The sequence below is a fragment of the Vibrio sp. PNB23_22_6 genome, from assembly GCF_052877535.1.
The window spans coordinates 22524-41816 of record NZ_JBNFXP010000031.1; the positions used below are offsets into that span (position 1 = coordinate 22524).

Sequence of the window (19293 nt, forward strand, 5' to 3'; positions counted from 1 at the left end):
AAAAAAAGCTGCGCAAAACACGCAGCTTTTTCTTACTTTGAATCGCTAAAGCTCAACAGCGAGCTTAACCCCCTGACGAATCGCTCGAACAGCATCGAGTTCACCTGCGTGGTCCGCGCCACCAATGATGTGTAGCTTATCACCCAATTGATGCCATTTGTCTTCAAACGGTCGTACTGACTCTTGTCCAGCACAAATCACCACAGTATCCGCTTCAATCAAACGTTCTTTACCATCGACATGAATATGTAATCCCTGAACATCAATCTTATCGTACGATACACCACCCAATAGATAAACGCCGCGCTTTTCCAGTGTACGTTTATGGATCCAGCCAGTGGTTTTGCCAGGGCCTTTACCCACACGGCCTTTACGACGTTGAAGCACCCACACTTCTTTATCACTGATTGAGTCGGGATAAGGGTATAAACCGCCAGGTTGAGACATCTCTTTATCAATGCCCCACTCATGTAACCAATCGTCCAGAGTTTGTCCTTCTGGTTCCGTTATCATGGTTGCAACGTCAACACCGATGCCACCAGCACCAACAATCGCCACTTTTTCACCCACCGGGGTTTTATCGCGGATCAGAGTCTGATAATCGATGACATTTTCCGGGTTATCAATGCCATCAATGTTCACTTTACGCGGCTCAACACCCGATGCCATGACAACCTCATCGTACTCCGTTAGTAAATCGTAATTTGCTTCCGTCGATAAGTGCAAGTGGACGCCCGTTTCATCAAGACGGTTGGCAAAATAGCGAATGGTTTCGCGAAACTCTTCTTTACCTGGGATCTGCATCGCGAGGCGGAACTGCCCCCCAATACGATCATTCTTCTCAAACAGGTCGACTTTATGCCCGCGTTTAGCCAAGGTCGTCGCACATGCCAAACCCGCAGGCCCCGCGCCCACTACAGCAATATTTTTCTTCTTAAATGCGTCCTTAACCACAATTTCGGTTTCATAGCAGGCAAGAGGATTGACCAAACAACTTGCACGTTTTCCTTTGAACACATTGTCCAAGCACGCTTGGTTACAGCCGATACAAGTATTGATGAATTGAGATTTATTTTGCTCTGCTTTCGCGACAAAATATGGGTCAGCGAGGAATGGGCGCGCCATGGAAACCATGTCAGCCTGGCCCGAAGCAAGAATACGCTCAGCTTCTTCCGGTGTATTGATTCGGTTACAGGTGATGATAGGCACAGAAACATGCGGCTTAACCTTTTCTGTAACCCAAGTAAATGCGCCGCGTGGGACTTGAGTAGCAATCGTTGGTATGCGCGCTTCGTGCCAACCAATACCCGTGTTAATGATGGTCACTCCCGCGTCTTCTAACGCTTTAGCAAGTTCTATCACTTCTTCAAAGGTACTGCCCTGTTCTACGAGATCAAGCATCGATAAACGGAAAATGATAATGAACTTGTCACCCACCGCTTTACGAACCGCCCTAACGATTTCAACCGGAAAGCGCATGCGTTTTTTGTAGCTACCGCCCCACTCGTCATATCGCATGTTAGTGCGCTGACATAAAAACTGGTTGATCAAGTAACCTTCTGAGCCCATTAACTCCACGCCATCATAACCAGCGAACTGTGCCAGTTCGGCACTATTGGCAAAAGCATCAATGGTTTTCTTGATTTGGCGTTCACTCATTTTGCACGGAGCAAATTTGGCGATGGGTGCTTTCGTGCCTGATGCACTTTGCGCGAATGGATGCATCGCATAACGACCAGCATGAAGAATCTGTAAGGCAATCTTACCACCGTGTTTATGCACGGCGTCAGTGACCACTTTATGCGCTTTAGCATGCTTCGGCTTGCTGAACTCAGCGCTTAAAGGGTGTAATCGACCACGTAAATTAGGGGAAAAACCGCCGGTAACAATCAAACCAACGCCACCTTTCGCACGTTCTTCATAAAAAGCAGCGAGCTTCTGCAGCCCCTCTTTGTGCTCTTCTAAACCGGTGTGCATTGATCCCATCAACACACGGTTTTTCAATTGAGTGAAACCGAGATCTAATGGCTTTAACAAATTTGGGTACATGGCAGACATCGCTCAACATCCATTGTTATTTTTGTGGTCTGACCAGAGTACGCCTGCGCCATAAAAAAATCAAACGCACGTTTACATTTTTGTAACACCGATCAATCTCAAGTGAAAATATGCCAATTATTGAGTGACCGTGATAAGCTAAAAAAATGTTATCTTATGAGATCTTAGAGATAAGAACCCAGACTTTATAAGATTAGGGAATGACTATCTCATTGTGGAGACAAGATGAAAAAACTCTTCAAATTTATTGGTCTGATATTTAAGGGGATTTGGAAAGCCATCACCTTTGTCAGGCTTGCATTGGCTAACTTGATTTTCTTATTGATGATCGCCATTTTCTATTTTGCTTTTACCTACACAGGGAATGGCCAGCCCGTTATTGAGAAAGAATCGGCGTTAGTCATGAACCTTTCTGGACCTATCGTGGAGCAACGTCGTTACGTCAACCCGATGGACTCAGTTGCAAGTTCAGTATTAGGCAATGAGCTGCCAAAAGAAAATGTTTTGTTCGATATTGTCGATACCATTCGCTACGCGAAAGATGATCCGAAAGTTTCAGGCCTTGTGCTTGCGCTACGTGATATGCCAGAAACCAATCTCACCAAGCTTCGCTACATCGCAAAAGCATTGAATGAGTTCAAGTCTTCCGGCAAACCAATCTACGCAGTTGGAGAGTTTTACAATCAAAGCCAATACTATCTAGCAAGCTACGCCGACAAAGTTTACCTAGCCCCAGACGGTGGTGTACTGATTAAAGGCTACAGCTCTTACTCGATGTACTACAAAACTCTGCTAGAAAAGCTCGATGTCTCTACTCATGTCTTTCGTGTCGGTACCTATAAGTCTGCCATTGAACCATTCATTCGTGATGATATGTCTCATGCAGCAAAAGAGTCTGCCACTCGTTGGATTACTCAGCTTTGGAGCGCTTACGTTGATGACGTCGCCACCAACCGCAACATCAATGCCAACGTTCTTAACCCAACGATGGATGAGCTTTTGGCTGAAATGAAGTCTGTCGATGGTGACATTGCACAATTGGCGGTAAAAGTAGGGTTGGTGGATGAACTCGCCACCCGTCAAGATATTCGTCGCCTATTTGCGGATAAGTTTGGCAGTGATGGTAAAGACAGTTACAACGCCATTGGCTACTACGACTACCTCGCAACGATTCGTCCAGATGTTAATATCGCCGAAAGTGACGTCGCGGTTGTGGTCGCGAGCGGTACCATTATGGACGGTCAGCAGCCACGCGGTAGTATCGGTGGCGATACGGTCGCGAGTCTACTTCGCCAAGCGCGTAACGATGACAAAGTAAAAGCGGTGGTTCTTCGTGTTGACAGCCCTGGCGGTAGCGCGTTTGCTTCAGAAGTGATTCGCAATGAAGTCGAGGCACTCAAAGCAGCAGGTAAGCCCGTCGTGGCTTCTATGTCTAGCTTAGCGGCATCTGGCGGTTATTGGATCTCAATGGGTGCAGATAAGATCGTTGCTCAGCCAACCACTCTCACTGGCTCCATTGGTATTTTCAGCGTGATCACGACTTTTGAGAAAGGCTTTAATAAACTGGGTATCAATACCGATGGGGTTGGCACATCCCCCTTCTCTGGTGAAGGACTCACTACGGGTCTATCGGAAGGCGCGTCTCAAGCGTTTCAACTCGGTATCGAACACGGCTACAAACGCTTTATTTCTTTAGTGGGTTCTAATCGTGATATGTCGCTAGAACAAGTCGATAAAGTCGCGCAAGGTCGTGTTTGGACAGGCCAAGATGCGCAAGGATTCGGACTTGTAGACCAAATGGGTGACTTTGATGATGCGGTCAAGCTGGCAGCAGAATTGGCGCAACTCGATAAGTACAACATTTACTGGGTTGAAGAGCCATTATCGCCTTCAGAACAATTCATTCAAGAATTCATGAATCAGGCGAAAGTGTCTTTAGGTATCGATGCCTCAAGCTTTCTACCAAAAAGTCTTCAGCCAGTGGTTCAACAATTCGAACAAGACGCAAGCATGCTGCGAAGCTTTAACGATCCAAAAGGTCAATATGCGTTCTGTTTGACCTGCCAAGTACAATAGCTTTTTTAGCTTAGCCAAAAAGGGGCATCTCTGTGCGAGATGCCCCTTTTTATTAGGCTTCATTTCGCTATAATCCCCGCCACTGTTCCCATACATGAAAACAAAGTAGAACGATGACTAGAAAACACATCTACATCGCGTACACCGGTGGCACCATCGGCATGCAAAAATCGGATCACGGCTACGTGCCTGTGGCTGGCTTTATGGAAAAGCAACTCGCCAGTATGCCCGAGTTTCACCGTGCGGAAATGCCAGAATACACGATTCATGAGTACGAGCCTCTGATCGACTCATCCGATATGACGCCCGCAGATTGGCAGCAAATCGCTGACGATATTCGTTTTAACTACGATGACTACGATGGCTTCGTAATTCTGCATGGTACGGATACCATGGCATACACTGCGTCTGCTTTGTCATTCATGTTTGAAAACTTGGGTAAACCGGTCATCGTAACGGGTTCGCAAATTCCATTGGCTGAACTGCGCTCTGATGGTCAAGCAAACCTATTAAATGCGTTACACATTGCCGCAAATTACCCAATCAATGAAGTGACACTTTTCTTCAATAACCAATTGATGCGTGGTAACCGCAGCACCAAATCTCACGCAGATGGTTTTAATGCGTTTACTTCACCGAACCTTCCGCCACTATTGGAAGCGGGGATTAACATCCAGATCAGCAACAATGTGAGTGTGGGTACAAAACCAGAAGGTGAATTCAAAGTACATAACATCACGCCACAGCCAATTGGTGTGATCACTATGTATCCGGGTATTTCACACGAAGTTATCCGTAACACGTTACGCCAACCCGTCAACGCAATGATCCTACTCACTTTCGGCGTTGGCAACGCGCCACAAAATCCAGAGCTATTAGGCCACTTGAAAGAAGCCTCTGAACGTGGGGTTATTGTGGTCAATTTAACGCAATGTCTAGCGGGCAAGGTGAATATGGGTGGCTATGCGACGGGCTGTGCGCTTGCTGATTCTGGCGTGATCAGTGGTTTTGATATGACTTCCGAAGCGGCACTGGCGAAATTGCACTACTTACTTAGCCAAAACCTGTCGTACGAAGAAATCAAGGAAAAAATGCAGCAAGTTCTACGCGGTGAAATGAGCCTGTAAGCTTAGCGCACCTACACGTTTAGAATGCATAAGCCCAATGATGATAATTGGGCTTTTTCTTCTAATCTCAATCACCGTAAGTGAGCAGAGTCAGCACAGGAAAAACGTTTAAGAACAAGGCTAAAATTTTCGATAAATAGTGATTCTACAATCAAAAATTTAAACGAAGTTATCGAGCGTTATTACAAGCTATAATCACCAATTATTTACTACGATTGGTATAATTGTCTCACACCATCAGGTATGGTTTGGGTTCACGCGGACGATGTCACTCTCATCTTCACAGAATTGCTTTTTCAATTCTTGCTTAGACTTAAAGCTGATTTCACCACCTGCCGCTACCGTCATGTGCTGAGCATCGGTGTTATGTTTTGATTGATACAACATCACAGCTTGCATACATGAGTCTCGCTGCTGCTGGGAAAGTGTTGTACCCTCTGGCCATCTTCCTGTTTCTACTGCATAGACTAATCGGTCATAGACTTCTGGCGTGATCGCTTTTAATAGTTGTTCTGCGTCCATAATGTACCTTCTTATCACATTCGTTTACAGAACATAACGAGTTAAGAAACAGAGTCAAGAACACACAAATGAATTGGTGTAACGGATCACAAGCAAACCATGAAACGAACATACTGGTTACTGGCAAGTCTTGCCACTGCAACATTAACAGGCTGCTTTGAAGGCAATATAACGACAGAAGAATTATGTCAAAACAACCCTAAGCTGCGTTGTGAACATCTCAATATGGACGACGGACAATGCCGAATCCCACGAACGGATCTGGTTTGGCACCGCTTTGAACAACTCAAAGAGCCCTCTGAAGCCAATCAAGTGGTTGAATACGGCTTAGTCGCAAAATACCGTAAATGTTTAGAGCTTGCCTCTCAGATCACACCAATCGATCAAAGTGCGCTGAAGAGAAAGCGCTTCAATGCGTTAGTTCATAGCATTGATGAACTGGATCGAATAGTGGCTGAACTACAAGGATCGGATGATCCATCGACGCTTTATTTCTTGTGGTCACAAACGGGTGATGAGCAGGCCCGTCGTCAGTTTCTTCAAAAAGAAGGCAAACCAGAGTTAAATTCCGCTGAACTGCAATATGCCCTCGCGACCTTCTATACTAGCCGCGACCCACACAAAACACTCGTTTTACTTAATAATGCGTTATCGATGTCCAACGCTAGCAATCTGAATCCTGTCATACTCGAGTCCATGGCGAGCATTAACCAAGGCCTAGGAAATAAAGAGCAAGCTTACTTATGGGCAATGGTGGGGAAACGCTTTGATGTGCCTCTTGCCGATGAAACCCAATTGAAGCGGATGTTCAATTTTACAAAAGCAGAAACGTATGAAGAGTTGGAAGATCTGGCTAGTTCTATTTCTAAGTCGATAGCCAAAGGAAATTATTCACCAAGGATGATTCCTAACGATTTATAAAATAATAAACTCCCGTTAAACTCGGGAGTTTATTTATGCATGGTCATCGTGAACAAGTCGTCTATTCATTGAAAGGATGAAACATTCTTTCAATGAATATCCGTATTATTGACCAGATTTGTTGAAAATTAACGACACCGAATTCACGCAGTAACGTTCACCCGTTGTTTGGGGACCATCTTCAAAAACGTGACCTAAATGGCTATCACAGGTCGCACATCGAATCTCAGTTCGAACCATTCCGTGACTTAGATCATCTAAATATCGTACTGCTTTATCATCAATTGGCGCATCAAAACTTGGCCAACCACAGCCAGAATCATACTTGCTATCTGAAACAAACAGAGGGGCATGACAACAGGTACAGGCGTACACACCTGTCTCCTTATTATGCAATAGCTTACCCGTAAATGGTGGCTCTGTGCCTTGCTCTCGACAGACTCGAAATTCTTCATCTGAAAGCTGTTCACGCCACTGTTCATCAGACTTCATCACCTTTACTCTACTTTCTTTCACCAATGGTTATTCCTTCTATTTTTTTTGGTCATGACTTTTTTGGCAAAAAACTTGATTCTCGTAACATTTGTAGCACATACTTTCTCACCAGAACACCACGTGTAATTAAATTGCTACGAGTACTTATCTCAAAAGTTATATTACGCCAACTGGAATGTAGAATAGCCAGCAAAAAGTTTAAAAATCGAGCACTTGCGAAGAATTGTTAAAAAAAACGTCGCATTTTTTTGACTTTAGACAAGTTAAGTCCGATTATCTGTTGCAGATGTTTACTGGATTCTGTAATTTTACTACCAGTTATCTTTAATCAGAAATTAAGTTGTGGAGCAACTATAATGACTATCAAAGTAGGTATTAACGGTTTTGGCCGTATCGGTCGTTTCGTATTCCGTGCAGCGCAAGAGCGCAACGACATCGAAGTTGTAGGTATTAACGACCTTATCGACGTAGATTACATGGCATACATGCTGAAGTACGACTCAACTCACGGCCGTTTCAACGGTACTGTTGAAGTTGAAGGCGGTAACCTAATCGTTAACGGTAAAACTGTACGTGTAACAGCTGAGCGTAACCCAGAAGATCTAAAATGGGATGCAATCGGTGTTGACGTAGTAGCTGAAGCAACTGGTCTATTCCTAGACGATGCTACAGCTCGTAAGCACATCACAGCTGGTGCGAAGAAAGTTGTTCTTACTGGTCCTTCAAAAGACGCAACTCCAATGTTCGTAATGGGTGTTAACCACGCTTCTTACGCAGGTCAAGACATCGTTTCTAACGCTTCTTGTACTACTAACTGTCTAGCGCCTATCGCTAAAGTTCTTAACGACAAGTTCGGTATCGAATCTGGTCTTATGACAACAGTTCACGCGACTACAGCAACTCAAAAAACTGTAGACGGTCCTTCTGCTAAAGACTGGCGCGGTGGTCGTGGTGCTTCTCAGAACATCATCCCATCTTCAACTGGTGCTGCTAAAGCTGTAGGCGTTGTTCTTCCAGAACTAAACGGCAAACTAACTGGTATGGCTTTCCGCGTACCAACAGCTAACGTTTCTGTAGTTGACCTAACAGTTAACCTTAAGAACGGCGCATCTTACGAAGCTATCTGTGCAGCAATGAAAGAAGCTTCTGAAGGCGAACTAAAAGGCGTTCTAGGTTACACTGAAGATCAAGTTGTTTCTCAAGACTTCATCGGTGAAGTTCAAACTTCAGTATTCGATGCTAAAGCTGGTATCGCTCTAACTGATAACTTCGTTAAAGTTGTATCTTGGTACGACAACGAAATCGGTTACTCAAACAAAGTTCTAGACCTAATCGCTCACGTTTCTAAGTAATTAGATATTGAGTTATTAGCGAAGCTTGTGTTTGAAACATAAGATTTGAATAAAAGGCGGCCTTAGAGTCGCCTTTTTTGTATCTGGAAATTGAGGGTTGCCTTCAACATGCGCCCTAGTAACCGTGGTAAATGGGTCAAGGTCCCTCCGCCCCCAGCTATAGGAAACATCACATGGATTTAAATACTCTACCTGCCTTAACCGTTCTATCTGACAATGTCACTGTCGTAGAAATCGACCAAGTAAAAGTGGTTCGCATTATTCATGATAAAGCCATCGCTGGTATCGCTTTACACGGTGGTCATGTGATTTCGTTTACGCCTGCAGGTCAAGACGATCTCATTTGGATGAGCGAAAAAGCCCTTTTTGATGGTAAAGCCGCACTCCGCGGCGGTATCCCAGTCTGCTGGCCTTGGTTTGGTCGCATTGCCGCGCCGGCACACGGTTTTGCTCGTACAGCAGAATGGGAACTGGTTGAGCATCGCGAAAACGACAATGGTGTGATCGTTGAACTGGCTTTGCTCCCTTCAAAAGAGATTCACGACATTTGGCCACACATGTTTGATGCTCGCCTAATTGTTGAAGTGAGTGAAGAACTGAAAATCACACTAAAAGTGACCAATATTGATGACGATGCTTGGACGTTCTCTGGTGCACTGCACACTTACCTCAACGTGGGTGACGTCAAGCAAGCGCACACCACCGGTATGGGATCTGAATATATTGATAGCTTGAAAGCCGGCGAAGTATGCCAAGGTGGTGACGTTCTGCAACTGACGGACACTATCGATCGTGTTTACACTCAGCCTGAAGCGCAAATCTTCGTGAAAGATCCAGTATTCAGCCGCACACTGAGCGTAGAAAACCACGGTCATAACTCTGCAGTATTGTGGAATCCTTGGGCAGAAGGCGCACAAGGTATGGGTGACATGGCAGACAACGGCTATGAAACAATGCTTTGTGTCGAATCCGCTCTTCATGCGCCAAGTATTGAACAAGGTAAAACTCTACAACCTGGAGAAAGCCATGAACTGGTGACCATCATCTCCGTAAGATAAATGGTGTGGAACCAGAATTCAGATTATTTAAGGTCGGTTTATCCGGCCTTTTTTATTTCGCTTGAGGCTATCCTTTTGGTAGAATTTGTCGCCCTAACCTCCGTCAGAGATCGTCATGAACTACCAATGCCCTCTATGTCACTTACCGCTAACGCTAACCGTAAAGACGTTTAAGTGTGAAAACAACCATCAGTTTGACCTAGCAAAAGAAGGCTATGTGAACTTGATGCCAGCACACCACAAGCGCTCTAAAGATCCAGGTGACAACAAAGAGATGATGCAAGCGCGTCGTCGCTTCCTTGACGGGAACCATTACGATCCATTGCGCCAAGAAGTGGCTCGCCTGTGTGCAAAGTACACAGAAGGTACTCGCCACCAATTGCTCGATATTGGCTGTGGTGAGGGGTACTACACTGATCAAGTGCAACAATCACTGCAAGCGCAAGATGAACAAGCACAAGTCTTCGGCTTGGACATTTCAAAAATCGCCATTCGCTTTGCATCAAAGCGTTACCCTAACTGCGATTTCAGTGTGGCATCGAGCCATCGCTTACCATTTGCTGAGCAATCATTAGATGCCATTCTGCGTATCTACGCTCCGTGCAAAGCCGAGGAACTGCAACGAGTGATAAGAGACAACGGCGTGGTCATTACCGTCACCCCTGCGGCTCGCCACTTATATCAATTCCGTGAGCGTATTTACCAAGACGTGCGCCTCCACAACGAAGAGCCTGAGAACATCGAAGGCTTTGAGCTAGAGCATCAGCAACAGCTTAACTACAGCATGGATTTACAAAATGGTGTCGCCTTCGATCTTCTGCAGATGACACCTTTAGCATGGAAAGCAACAGACGAACTTCGAGAGGAGCTCAAGTCCGCTACACTTTTCCAGTGTGAGGCGGATTTTATGTTGCGTGTTTACCGCAAAAAAACCGTTGTGGAGAGTGGCAAGGCTTAACGTCAAAGACTAAATTGCCATTACTCATTCGCTAGTCAGCCTCCACCAATATCATTCAGACATTTCTGGAGGCTTTCAATGCGCTTTTCTACCCTAGGTCTGATTTTTACGAGCTTAATTACAGGCTGTACATCTAATACACCGACCACTCCTAATACCGTTGCTGGTAACGTGACCAGTTTCTATGACTACCAACTTCATGCTCCTTCTGGTGAAGCCATCTCTGTCAATCAATTAACGCCAGAGCTACAGCAAGCCGATGTGATTCTGATTGGTGAATGGCATACACACGCTGGTATCCACCGTTTTCAGACCGACATGCTAAAACAGCTATCTTCTATAAACCGTCCTCTTGCACTTTCCATGGAACAAGTGGCGCGTGATAAGCAAGCGATCTTGGATTCATACCTAAACGGTGAAATTGGCGAGCAGTACTTCATGAAACAAAGTAATGCATGGCCAAATTACGCAAGTGATTACCGCCCGTTGGTCGAATTTGCCAAGCAAACTGAGATTCCAGTCATTGCCGCAAACGCGCCAAAAAACATTGTGCGTTGTATTGGTCGCCAAGGTGTCGCTTACCTAGATAAACTCGATAGCGATGAGCGCAATTTTGTTGCGGATGAAATCAACACAGCAAGCAGCCCATACAAAGAAAAGTTCATGGCATCCATGCACCATGGCAAACCGGAACAAACTGAAAAGCAATACGCAGCTCAGGTTACATGGGATGAGACCATGGCGGAGTCCATCGTCAAATACTTAGAAAAACATCCCGGCACTCAAGTGATTCACGTTGCCGGTAAATTCCACACTGAAGGCGGCTTAGGCACGGCAGCATCGATCCTCAACCGCAATCCAAACTTAAATGTGGTCGTGATTACCCCTAGCCAAGCGATCACAACAGATAGCGCAGATTACCAACTCAACGTATTAGCGCCACCAGTACGATTCGTCCAAAGAGACAATCTCCTCCAAGCGTACCAACACCTTGCCGAACGGAACAACACTCTTCGATGCAAATAGCATATTTGCCTATTTCCTAACCTTGCTGCGAAAAGCCGGTCGGGTTTTTGCTTATTTTTCAGTCATGTAAAATCGACAGAAACAGATCTATTTCTTATAGAATTCACGTAAGAAATTACTCACTTCACCAATACAAAAATAACACCTTTTTACCTGCACTCAGTGAACGAGTGCTAATGTTCGGAGGTATATCCTTGCTTGCTGCACTGAAGCACATTGACCACGAAAGCAAAAAAGTAGAAGCGGAAAACAAAACCGTCGGTGAGCAAGTGGAACCTTTTGCCCATGGTGCGTTAGCTATGGCTCACCCCGACACCATTGAAGCAGAAGAAGACGATTCATACTCAGCAAGCCAATACTTCTCTGCATTATTAACGGTTGGCGGTGTTCTTCTCGCACTTGTGTAAACGTTAGTCATTATACCCAAGTGACTTCAAGCTAAGTCATTCTCGATGAACCAAGCATCTCGAGGTTACTTGGGTATGAACAAAATTATCTTTCTTTACGACAAGCTTCCTCGTTTGAACGTTTTTTTACTCCACCCCATAATAATTAACTATTCATTAACGGACGATGAACTTTGAAAAACGCATTTTCTCTTATCGACAAACCCACTTTTTTTGGCGCCATTGCGCTACTTCTCTCCATTGTTTTCCCTTTAATTTTATTTCCTGTAGAAGGCGCTGAATGGATTGCTGTCGCGAAAACCTTCATGACAGACAAACTTGGCTTCCTATATTTGGCACTCGGCCTCGCTGCCTTTGTATTTATGATCTATGTTGTCTTCAGCGACATGGGACAAATTAAACTCGGCGACCCAGATGAAAAGCCAGAGTTCTCAACAGCGTCTTGGGCTGCAATGCTGTTCTGCGGTGGCATCGGTGCCAGTATTCTTTACTGGGGTTGTATCGAATGGGCATATTACTACCAGTCGCCACCATTCCAACTAGAACCAGGCAGTGAAGAAGCGGTTCGCTGGGCGGCAACGTATGGCCTGTTCCATTGGGGGCCAATCGCATGGTCAATTTACCTTATCCCAGCACTACCGATCGCTTACTTCTTTTATGTGCGTAAACAGCCAGTGCTAAAAGTATCAAGTGCACTCATGCCTGTACTAGGTGAAGCGCGCAGTAAAGGCGCGGCAGGTAAAGTGGTCGATGTACTATTCATCTTCGGCTTGCTTGGCGGTGCGGCAACCAGTTTAGGTTTAGCGGCACCACTGATTGGTGAAGGCCTGCACTACCTGTTTGGTTTACCAAAGAATACCTTTAGCCAAGTACTTGTTCTTCTCATCTGTACCGCCATTTTTGCCTACTCCTCTTACGCAGGTATGGAGAAAGGCATCAAGGTGTTGAGTAACATCAACTTCTGGGGCGCAATGGGTCTACTTGCTTTCGTATTAGTAGCAGGTCCAACCATCTTTATGTTGGAAACCGGTCTCGATTCGATTGGCCGTATGCTGTCTAACTTCTTTGTCATGGCGACATGGGCAGAACCATTTGGTGGCTACGGTAGCTTTGATGATACTCATTTCCCACAAGACTGGACTATCTTCTACTGGGCGTGGTGGCTGGTGTTTGCACCAAGCATGGGCTTGTTTGTCGCACGCATATCTCGTGGTCGCACTATTAAGCAAATGGTCTCTGGCTCGATCTTTTTCGGTTCTCTAGGCTGTTTCTTGTTCTTCATGATCTTAGGTAACTACGGCCTATCATTGCAGCTATCCGGTGAACTTGACGTGGTTGGCATTCTCAATGCTGAAGGCGCTACCACTGCTATTTTCGCTATGTTGGATGCGCTGCCAATGAGCACCGTCGTGATCGCTGTATTTACCATACTTTGTATCATCTTTACCGCAACGACATTTGACTCGATCTCTTACATCCTCGCTTCTGTTGTGCAAAATAACGTAACGGAAGAACCAATGCGCTGGAACCGTATGTTCTGGGCATTCACGTTGTCGTTCTTGCCGACTGTTCTCCTGTTTATGGGCGGTTTAAGCACACTACAAACAGCAGCGATCGTTGGCGGTTTACCTCTACTTGGTATCTCAGTCATGCTGATGGTCTCCGCCGTGCGCGCAACATCACTCGATATCAGACATCAAGAAGATTACGTCGAGCCAACTATCAACATTGAAGAACTTCCGGACATTGACCCATGGTCAACGGAAGGGATGGCGATGGCGAAGTTCGAACGTGCACGTGATGCGGCTCAAGAAGCGGCGGAAGAAGAACGTGAAGCATTAGCAGCACTGATGAAAATGCGTAAACGTATTCGTGCCTTTGCCTTGGAGCACAGCAACGACACCAACTTTTCTGATCATCACCTACCTCAAGACATGCAAGATGAATTGCAGGCTCTAGTTGATGCTGTAACAGCGACTCAAGACAAAAAACTGCAATTGTCTGAGCAAGCACAGCAAGCTCGCATGGACTTCAATCAAGTGGTTGTCGCACAAACTGTTGCGATTCCTGCGTAATCTTTCGCTAAGACGTTTACCTCTTAAACTGAAAACTAAAGCCCATTTCGGTGGGCTTTATTCTACCGCCAAAAAACGCCCCCTCACACAAGTGAAAGCCCGTATCACGATCCAATAATTGCTTCATCGTTCTCTTTGTTTTAAACCGGCAGCTCGCGGTTTTAATAATCCTCTTATTAACCACACGGCATAGTGAACAGCCGAGCAATGGACGATGCGTGATACCGACTCAGGTAAGTAAGTGGTATAGCGTAGAAAAAACGCTTGAGAAATGGCAGAAATGATTGACATAAAAAAGCGCCGAACAACCAGTGTTCGACGCTTTGATTGGCTACGCTATCGCTCATATTATGGGTGAGCGATACGCCCCTTGTTATCGTGACTAAGCGCTTTATTAAGCTCCGCTTCCACATGTCCTGGCGCTCGAGTCTTCGCAGAGATCAGGCGGTACATTGCTGGAATAACGAATAACGTCACTAAGGTTGCGAAGCCCATACCAAAGAAAATCACGGTACCGACCGCGACGCGGCTTTCATAACCGGCTCCGGTGGAAACAATGAGTGGAATGGCCCCAGCTAGCGTAGTAAACGCCGTCATCATGATCGGACGAAGACGACGAGCGGCGGCATCAATAATGGCTTTTTCAAACTCAATACCTCGATCACGGAGTTGGTTAGCAAATTCAACAATCAAAATACCATTTTTGGTCACCATGCCTATCAACATGATCATACCGATCTGGCTATAGATGTTCATTCCTTGCCCCATAACCACAAGGCCTAAGAACCCACCAAATACCCCCATTGGAACGGTGAACATTACCACTAATGGGTTAACGAAGCTTTCGAACTGCGCGGCAAGTACTAGATAAGCCACCAGTAAAGCTAAGCTAAAGACAATCGCGACGCTAGCCTGGTTCTCTTTGAAGTCTTTCGACTCCCCAGAGTAACTCACCGAAATATCACCCGGCAGATTATCAATCGCTTGTTGGTCGAGGAAGTTCAGTGCCTCGCCTAACGTAAAACCATCCGACAAGTTCGCTTTAATGGTGATGGATTTCTGTTTGTTGTAGTGAGACAGGCGAATTGACGCCGCGACCTCCTCTACTTTAGTGACCGCATCTAACGTCACCAATTCGCCGTTATTGGTGCGCAGGTAAATTTGACTCAAGTCTTCCGCATTGCTAAAGCTGTTTTCATCACCACGCAAGTAGACATCATACTCTTCACCACGTTCAACGAAGGTGGTTTCACTCTTACCGCCGAGCATAATTTCTAATGTGTCTGAGATGTCTTTGACACTCACACCCAGTTCTGCTGCGCGGCGCTTATCAACCGAGACCAATAATTCCGGCGTTTTCTCGGAGTAATCGATCTCCGCCCCTTCCATCATCGGTGATTCTTCCGCTTTGTTTTTTAGCATCTCTGCCCAAACCAGTAGCTCATCATAATCAGACCCACCGAGAACAAACTGGACAGGTTCGCTTGAGCCCCCACGAAAACCTGGCATGAATGGGAAAACGCGTACGTCAGGAATACCGGCCAACGACTTACGAACGTGGTTTAAGGCTTCTTGCGCGGTCACATCTCTTTCGTTCCAATCATCCAAAATCATGATCACGAAGCCAGTTTGGTCTCCAGCATTACCACCAAAGGCGGGCGTTTGAATGCTGAATGACTTTAAGAAACCTTGACCGAGTAACGGCATTAAACGGTCTTCTACAATATCCATATTCGCAGACATACGGTTATAAGATGTTGCATCTGCACCACGAACAAACGCGAAGATCACACCTCGGTCTTCTTGCGGCGTTAACTGTGCAGGCACTTGATTCATCAACGCATAACTGCCGCCCATACAAGCAACAATCACCAACGGAGCGACCCAACGTAACTTAAGTGCACCTTTTAACGTTTTTCGATAGCCGGTTTCTAGGTGGGCAAATAATTTATCCACGACGAGATTAAAACGGTTTGGTTTTACGTTTGCTTTTAGAATCTTACTGCCAAGCACTGGCGTTAGCGTCAACGCGATCAATGACGAAAAGATCACCGACATCGCCAACAAGACTGAGAATTCGGTAAACAACAAACCAACCATGCCATCCATGAAGGAAATGGGCAGGAACACCATCACCAAAACCAGTGTCGTAGCGACCACTGCAAAGCCAACTTCCCGCGTACCTTTATAGGCAGCAAGCAGTGGTGATTCACCGCGTTCTATATGGTGGAAAATGTTCTCTACCACCACAATCGCGTCATCAACCACCAAACCAATCGACAGAATCAATGCCATCAGGGTGATCAGGTTTATCGAGAAACCAAAGTAATAGGCGGCGATAAAAGAAGAAATCAGCGATACCGGCACAGTGACCGCTGGAATAAGCGTTGCCCGAGCCTGACCAATAAAAATATAGAGGACTAAAATAACCAGACCACCCGTAATAAAGAGCGTGCTGTATACCTCATCAATCGAGCGTTCAATGAATACTGTGGCATCATAGTCGATGGCCAGACGCGTACCGTCCGGTAAGAACTTCTGAATCTTATCCACTTCTGAGCGCACCGCCTGTGCCACTTCTAGTGGGTTGGCGTCTGATTGCGGAACGACGCCCAAGCTAATGTTGACTACACCATCGCTCTTAAAGGTTGAGTTTTCGTTTTCCGCACCAATGAACACGTCCGCCACATCTTTCAGATAAATAGGCGTGTTATCGCTAGCACGTTTCACGACAAGATATTGGAAGTCTTCCGGTGTATTGTACGTACGTGCTGTACGTACTGACATGACGGTTGAATCGTTACGAACCTCACCACCTGGACTTTCCAAGTTTTCACTTCGCAGAGCGGCAGTAATATCAGAGGCAGTGACAGAGCGCCCCGCCATCAGCTCCGGCTTTAGCTTCACGTACATCACTTTGTACAAACCACCGGACAAGTCGATCGAACTGACGCCCGATATCAGACTGAAACGGTCCATGAGTACGCGCTCGGCATAATCCGTTAGCTGGGTACGGTCCATCTCTGATGAACTGAGGTTAATATAGAGGGAGGCTTCACCAGAACCATTATTCTTGTAAACAACGGGATCGTCCGCTTCATCCGGCAACGAACGCTGTGCACGCGCCACGGCATCACGAACATCACTCACGCCGGTGTTTAAGTCATAACCCAATTCAAAGGTAATGGTGATCCGCGACATACTGTTGCGCGTCGTTGAGCTGATCTCATCGATGCCACTGATGCCCGAAAGCTGATCCTCAAGTACCGAAGTAATTTGACTTTCAATGATCGTGGCCGATGCGCCTTCATAACGTGTACTGATCGAAACCACCGGGCTTTCGATGTCTGGCATCTCGCGGACTGCAAGCTTAGTAAATGAAACAAAGCCAAAAACACAGAGCAGCAAACTTAACACCAACGCAGCAACAGGGCGTTTTACCGAAACATCAGAAAGTAACATTAATTCACTTCCTTAGCGGCTTCATGTTGCTCGCCCTTGGCATCGGCATTTTTTACTTCAGAAGGCGCGGCAATCTCTTTTACTTCTACACCATCGCGCATATTAACAATGCCTTGAACGACGATCTTGTCGCCAATTTCCACACCTGAGTCGATCACCACTTCGTTCTCAACTCGAGCCCCAAGGAAAACTTGCTGACGCTTGGCTTTGTTGTTTTCATCGATTACGTAAACAAAACGTTTCGTCCCTGAGTACTCTAGGGCTTGCACTGGAATAATAGGCGCTTCGATAGCCGGGAATGCCAACGCTGCATTCATTAACATACCTGGTTTTAAGCGATTCTCAGGATTATCGAACTTAATTCGAACGCGCAAATTCAGCGTTTCCGCGTTAATGCGGGTATCAATGGCAGTCACTCTTCCTGTAAAGTCGAGATTACCCCAAGCACTGGTCGTTGCGTGCACTTCCATACCAACAGAAAGCATTGACAGGTAACGTTCTGGCACTGGCAAGTCCAGTTCCATCACCGACAAATCATCAAGCGTTAAGAGCTCGGTGCCTGCGCTCACCATTTTACCTTTGCTAAAATCAATAAAACCAACGGTACCGGCAAAAGGGGCGGTAATGTGAAGATCCGCTAGGTTAGCTTTAGCCGCGTCAAGGCGTGCTTGTGCTATTTCTACACGCGCTTTTTGCCCATCAATTTCAGTTTGGGTAATCGCATTGCGTTCTAACAAACGTTGGAACTCTTTGAGCTTGCGCTGCTCATCGCTGAGGTAAGCTTTTGCCTCAATCAAAGCCGCTTGAGCTTTATCATCATTGAGTTGGACCAAGAGCTGACCTTGCTGAACGTTTTGGTTCGCACTAACGGTGATTTGTTTGACCTTTCCAGAGACCTCAGAGGCAACCACCACAGATTCAGCGGCTTCTAACTTGCCAATAAGCGACAGAGATTGGTTAATTTCATGCGTTTCTACTTGCTCTGTCACAACCGTAACAGCCGATGGACCACGCTTTGCTGCAATAGCGGTCGGTGATGCCATCAATATAGAAAGCGTTAAAACAGATAAAGTGGCTTTCATGCTCATAATTTTGATGTCATTTAGGGTTATCTCATTAAACTGCCTACAGTTTATCAGTTGAATCCCTTAATAACGTCAAGGAGTGTAAATTCGAGTAAAAAGTCAGTATCTACTTTGTATATTCCACATACAAAATGCCGAGTTTCTATCATCTTTGCCCAAAAAGGCAGCATTCGATGTGAAAACGTAAGAAAAACGCTTTACAGCCGGAGCGAGTTTGCTATGATTCGCTCCGAACTTGAGAGATGCGTTGGGAAAACACTCTTAAGCTTACTCTGCAATGAGTAAGAAAACACCCTGGAGGGGTTCCCGAGTGGCCAAAGGGAGCAGACTGTAAATCTGCCGGCTCCGCCTTCGATGGTTCGAATCCGTCCCCCTCCACCATATTGCTTCTTGTGAACACATCATAAGAAATCACTTGAAAAGCCGTGTTGGGAAAACACTTTTCAAGCTTACTTTGTGAAGAGTAAGACAACACCCTGGAGGGGTTCCCGAGTGGCCAAAGGGAGCAGACTGTAAATCTGCCGGCTCCGCCTTCGATGGTTCGAATCCGTCCCCCTCCACCATATTGCTTCTTGTGAACACATCATAAGAAATCACTTGAAAAGCCGTGTTGGGAAAACACTTTTCAAGCTTACTTTGTGAAGAGTAAGACAACACCCTGGAGGGGTTCC

Annotated in this window: 13 protein-coding genes, 2 tRNA genes and 1 pseudogene; 11 read left to right on the forward strand and 5 right to left on the reverse strand. The window is 45.9% G+C overall.

Annotated elements, in window-relative coordinates:
- Nucleotides 1-45: 45 nt before the first annotated feature.
- Nucleotides 46-2058: an FAD-dependent oxidoreductase gene (locus ACVA54_RS17945; RefSeq protein WP_446641526.1), complete on the reverse strand. Its 2013-nt coding sequence runs from the start codon at nucleotides 2056-2058 to the stop codon at nucleotides 46-48.
- A 225-nt stretch (nucleotides 2059-2283) separates the two neighbouring features.
- On the opposite strand from ACVA54_RS17945, the gene sppA reads away from it, so the two are divergent.
- Entirely contained in the window at nucleotides 2284-4134 is a 1851-nt protein-coding gene (gene sppA, locus ACVA54_RS17950; RefSeq protein WP_119463651.1) for a signal peptide peptidase SppA, read from the forward strand.
- A 113-nt stretch (nucleotides 4135-4247) separates the two neighbouring features.
- On the forward strand, nucleotides 4248-5261 hold the full coding sequence (gene ansA / locus ACVA54_RS17955) for an asparaginase (RefSeq protein ID WP_119463652.1): 1014 nt from the start codon (nucleotides 4248-4250) through the stop codon (nucleotides 5259-5261).
- A gap of 237 nt (nucleotides 5262-5498) precedes the next feature.
- Here ansA and ACVA54_RS17960 read toward each other — a convergent pair whose 3' ends face one another.
- Entirely contained in the window at nucleotides 5499-5783 is a 285-nt protein-coding gene (locus tag ACVA54_RS17960; RefSeq protein ID WP_099080300.1) for a YeaC family protein, read from the reverse strand.
- 99 nt (nucleotides 5784-5882) lie between these two features.
- Here ACVA54_RS17960 and ACVA54_RS17965 point away from each other — a divergent pair, with 99 nt between their 5' ends.
- On the forward strand, nucleotides 5883-6704 hold the full coding sequence (locus tag ACVA54_RS17965; RefSeq protein ID WP_099080301.1) for a DUF2989 domain-containing protein: 822 nt from the start codon (nucleotides 5883-5885) through the stop codon (nucleotides 6702-6704).
- Nucleotides 6705-6809: 105 nt separating this feature from the next.
- Here ACVA54_RS17965 and msrB read toward each other — a convergent pair whose 3' ends face one another.
- On the reverse strand, nucleotides 6810-7196 hold the full coding sequence (gene msrB / locus ACVA54_RS17970) for a peptide-methionine (R)-S-oxide reductase MsrB (protein ID WP_099080302.1): 387 nt from the start codon (nucleotides 7194-7196) through the stop codon (nucleotides 6810-6812).
- A gap of 359 nt (nucleotides 7197-7555) precedes the next feature.
- Between msrB and gap the strand changes: the two genes are divergently transcribed.
- The 6 genes and pseudogenes from gap to ACVA54_RS18000 all read left to right on the forward strand — a co-directional run bounded on the left by gap (nucleotide 7556) and on the right by ACVA54_RS18000 (nucleotide 14075).
- Nucleotides 7556-8551 carry a type I glyceraldehyde-3-phosphate dehydrogenase gene (gap, locus tag ACVA54_RS17975; RefSeq protein ID WP_099080303.1) on the forward strand — a complete coding sequence of 332 codons (996 nt, stop codon included), beginning with the start codon at nucleotides 7556-7558 and terminating at the stop codon, nucleotides 8549-8551.
- Nucleotides 8552-8724: 173 nt separating this feature from the next.
- Complete coding sequence (locus ACVA54_RS17980; RefSeq protein WP_119463653.1) at nucleotides 8725-9609, forward strand: D-hexose-6-phosphate mutarotase; 885 nt, start codon at nucleotides 8725-8727, stop codon at nucleotides 9607-9609.
- 115 nt (nucleotides 9610-9724) lie between these two features.
- Nucleotides 9725-10567 (forward strand): 23S rRNA (guanine(745)-N(1))-methyltransferase, encoded by an 843-nt coding sequence (gene rlmA, locus ACVA54_RS17985; protein ID WP_099080305.1) that lies wholly within the window; start codon nucleotides 9725-9727, stop codon nucleotides 10565-10567.
- 78 nt (nucleotides 10568-10645) lie between these two features.
- A complete protein-coding gene (locus tag ACVA54_RS17990) occupies nucleotides 10646-11593 on the forward strand; it encodes a ChaN family lipoprotein (protein WP_446641527.1) in 948 nt (315 codons plus the stop codon).
- A gap of 185 nt (nucleotides 11594-11778) precedes the next feature.
- A pseudogene (locus tag ACVA54_RS17995) lies at nucleotides 11779-12000 on the forward strand (hypothetical protein); the annotation flags it as partial.
- 173 nt (nucleotides 12001-12173) lie between these two features.
- Entirely contained in the window at nucleotides 12174-14075 is a 1902-nt protein-coding gene (locus tag ACVA54_RS18000; RefSeq protein WP_446596511.1) for a BCCT family transporter, read from the forward strand.
- 348 nt (nucleotides 14076-14423) lie between these two features.
- On the opposite strand, the gene vmeF is transcribed toward ACVA54_RS18000, so the two are convergent.
- Together vmeF and ACVA54_RS18010 are read right to left on the reverse strand one after the other, a co-directional pair.
- On the reverse strand, nucleotides 14424-17537 hold the full coding sequence (gene vmeF / locus ACVA54_RS18005; protein ID WP_446649817.1) for a multidrug efflux RND transporter permease subunit VmeF: 3114 nt from the start codon (nucleotides 17535-17537) through the stop codon (nucleotides 14424-14426).
- The gene (locus tag ACVA54_RS18010; RefSeq protein ID WP_099080309.1) at nucleotides 17537-18625 is read right to left on the reverse strand and encodes an efflux RND transporter periplasmic adaptor subunit; all 1089 of its coding nucleotides are present in this window, start codon (nucleotides 18623-18625) and stop codon (nucleotides 17537-17539) included. Before ACVA54_RS18010 ends, vmeF begins: the two co-directional genes overlap by 1 nt.
- A 293-nt stretch (nucleotides 18626-18918) precedes the next feature.
- Here ACVA54_RS18010 and ACVA54_RS18015 point away from each other — a divergent pair.
- A tRNA-Tyr gene (locus ACVA54_RS18015) sits at nucleotides 18919-19003 on the forward strand.
- Between the two features lie 97 nt (nucleotides 19004-19100).
- Nucleotides 19101-19185 (forward strand) — tRNA-Tyr (locus ACVA54_RS18020).
- Nucleotides 19186-19293 lie beyond the last annotated feature (108 nt).

Coding starts and splice junctions, on each gene's coding strand:
- ACVA54_RS17945 (WP_446641526.1), bottom strand. CDS start 2,058: ATGTCTGCCATGTACCCAAATTTGTTAAAGCCATTAGATCTCGGTTTC.
- sppA (WP_119463651.1), top strand. CDS start 2,284: ATGAAAAAACTCTTCAAATTTATTGGTCTGATATTTAAGGGGATTTGG.
- ansA (WP_119463652.1), top strand. CDS start 4,248: ATGACTAGAAAACACATCTACATCGCGTACACCGGTGGCACCATCGGC.
- ACVA54_RS17960 (WP_099080300.1), bottom strand. CDS start 5,783: ATGGACGCAGAACAACTATTAAAAGCGATCACGCCAGAAGTCTATGAC.
- ACVA54_RS17965 (WP_099080301.1), top strand. CDS start 5,883: ATGAAACGAACATACTGGTTACTGGCAAGTCTTGCCACTGCAACATTA.
- msrB (WP_099080302.1), bottom strand. CDS start 7,196: ATGAAGTCTGATGAACAGTGGCGTGAACAGCTTTCAGATGAAGAATTT.
- gap (WP_099080303.1), top strand. CDS start 7,556: ATGACTATCAAAGTAGGTATTAACGGTTTTGGCCGTATCGGTCGTTTC.
- ACVA54_RS17980 (WP_119463653.1), top strand. CDS start 8,725: ATGGATTTAAATACTCTACCTGCCTTAACCGTTCTATCTGACAATGTC.
- rlmA (WP_099080305.1), top strand. CDS start 9,725: ATGAACTACCAATGCCCTCTATGTCACTTACCGCTAACGCTAACCGTA.
- ACVA54_RS17990 (WP_446641527.1), top strand. CDS start 10,646: ATGCGCTTTTCTACCCTAGGTCTGATTTTTACGAGCTTAATTACAGGC.
- vmeF (WP_446649817.1), bottom strand. CDS start 17,537: ATGTTACTTTCTGATGTTTCGGTAAAACGCCCTGTTGCTGCGTTGGTG.
- ACVA54_RS18010 (WP_099080309.1), bottom strand. CDS start 18,625: ATGAGCATGAAAGCCACTTTATCTGTTTTAACGCTTTCTATATTGATG.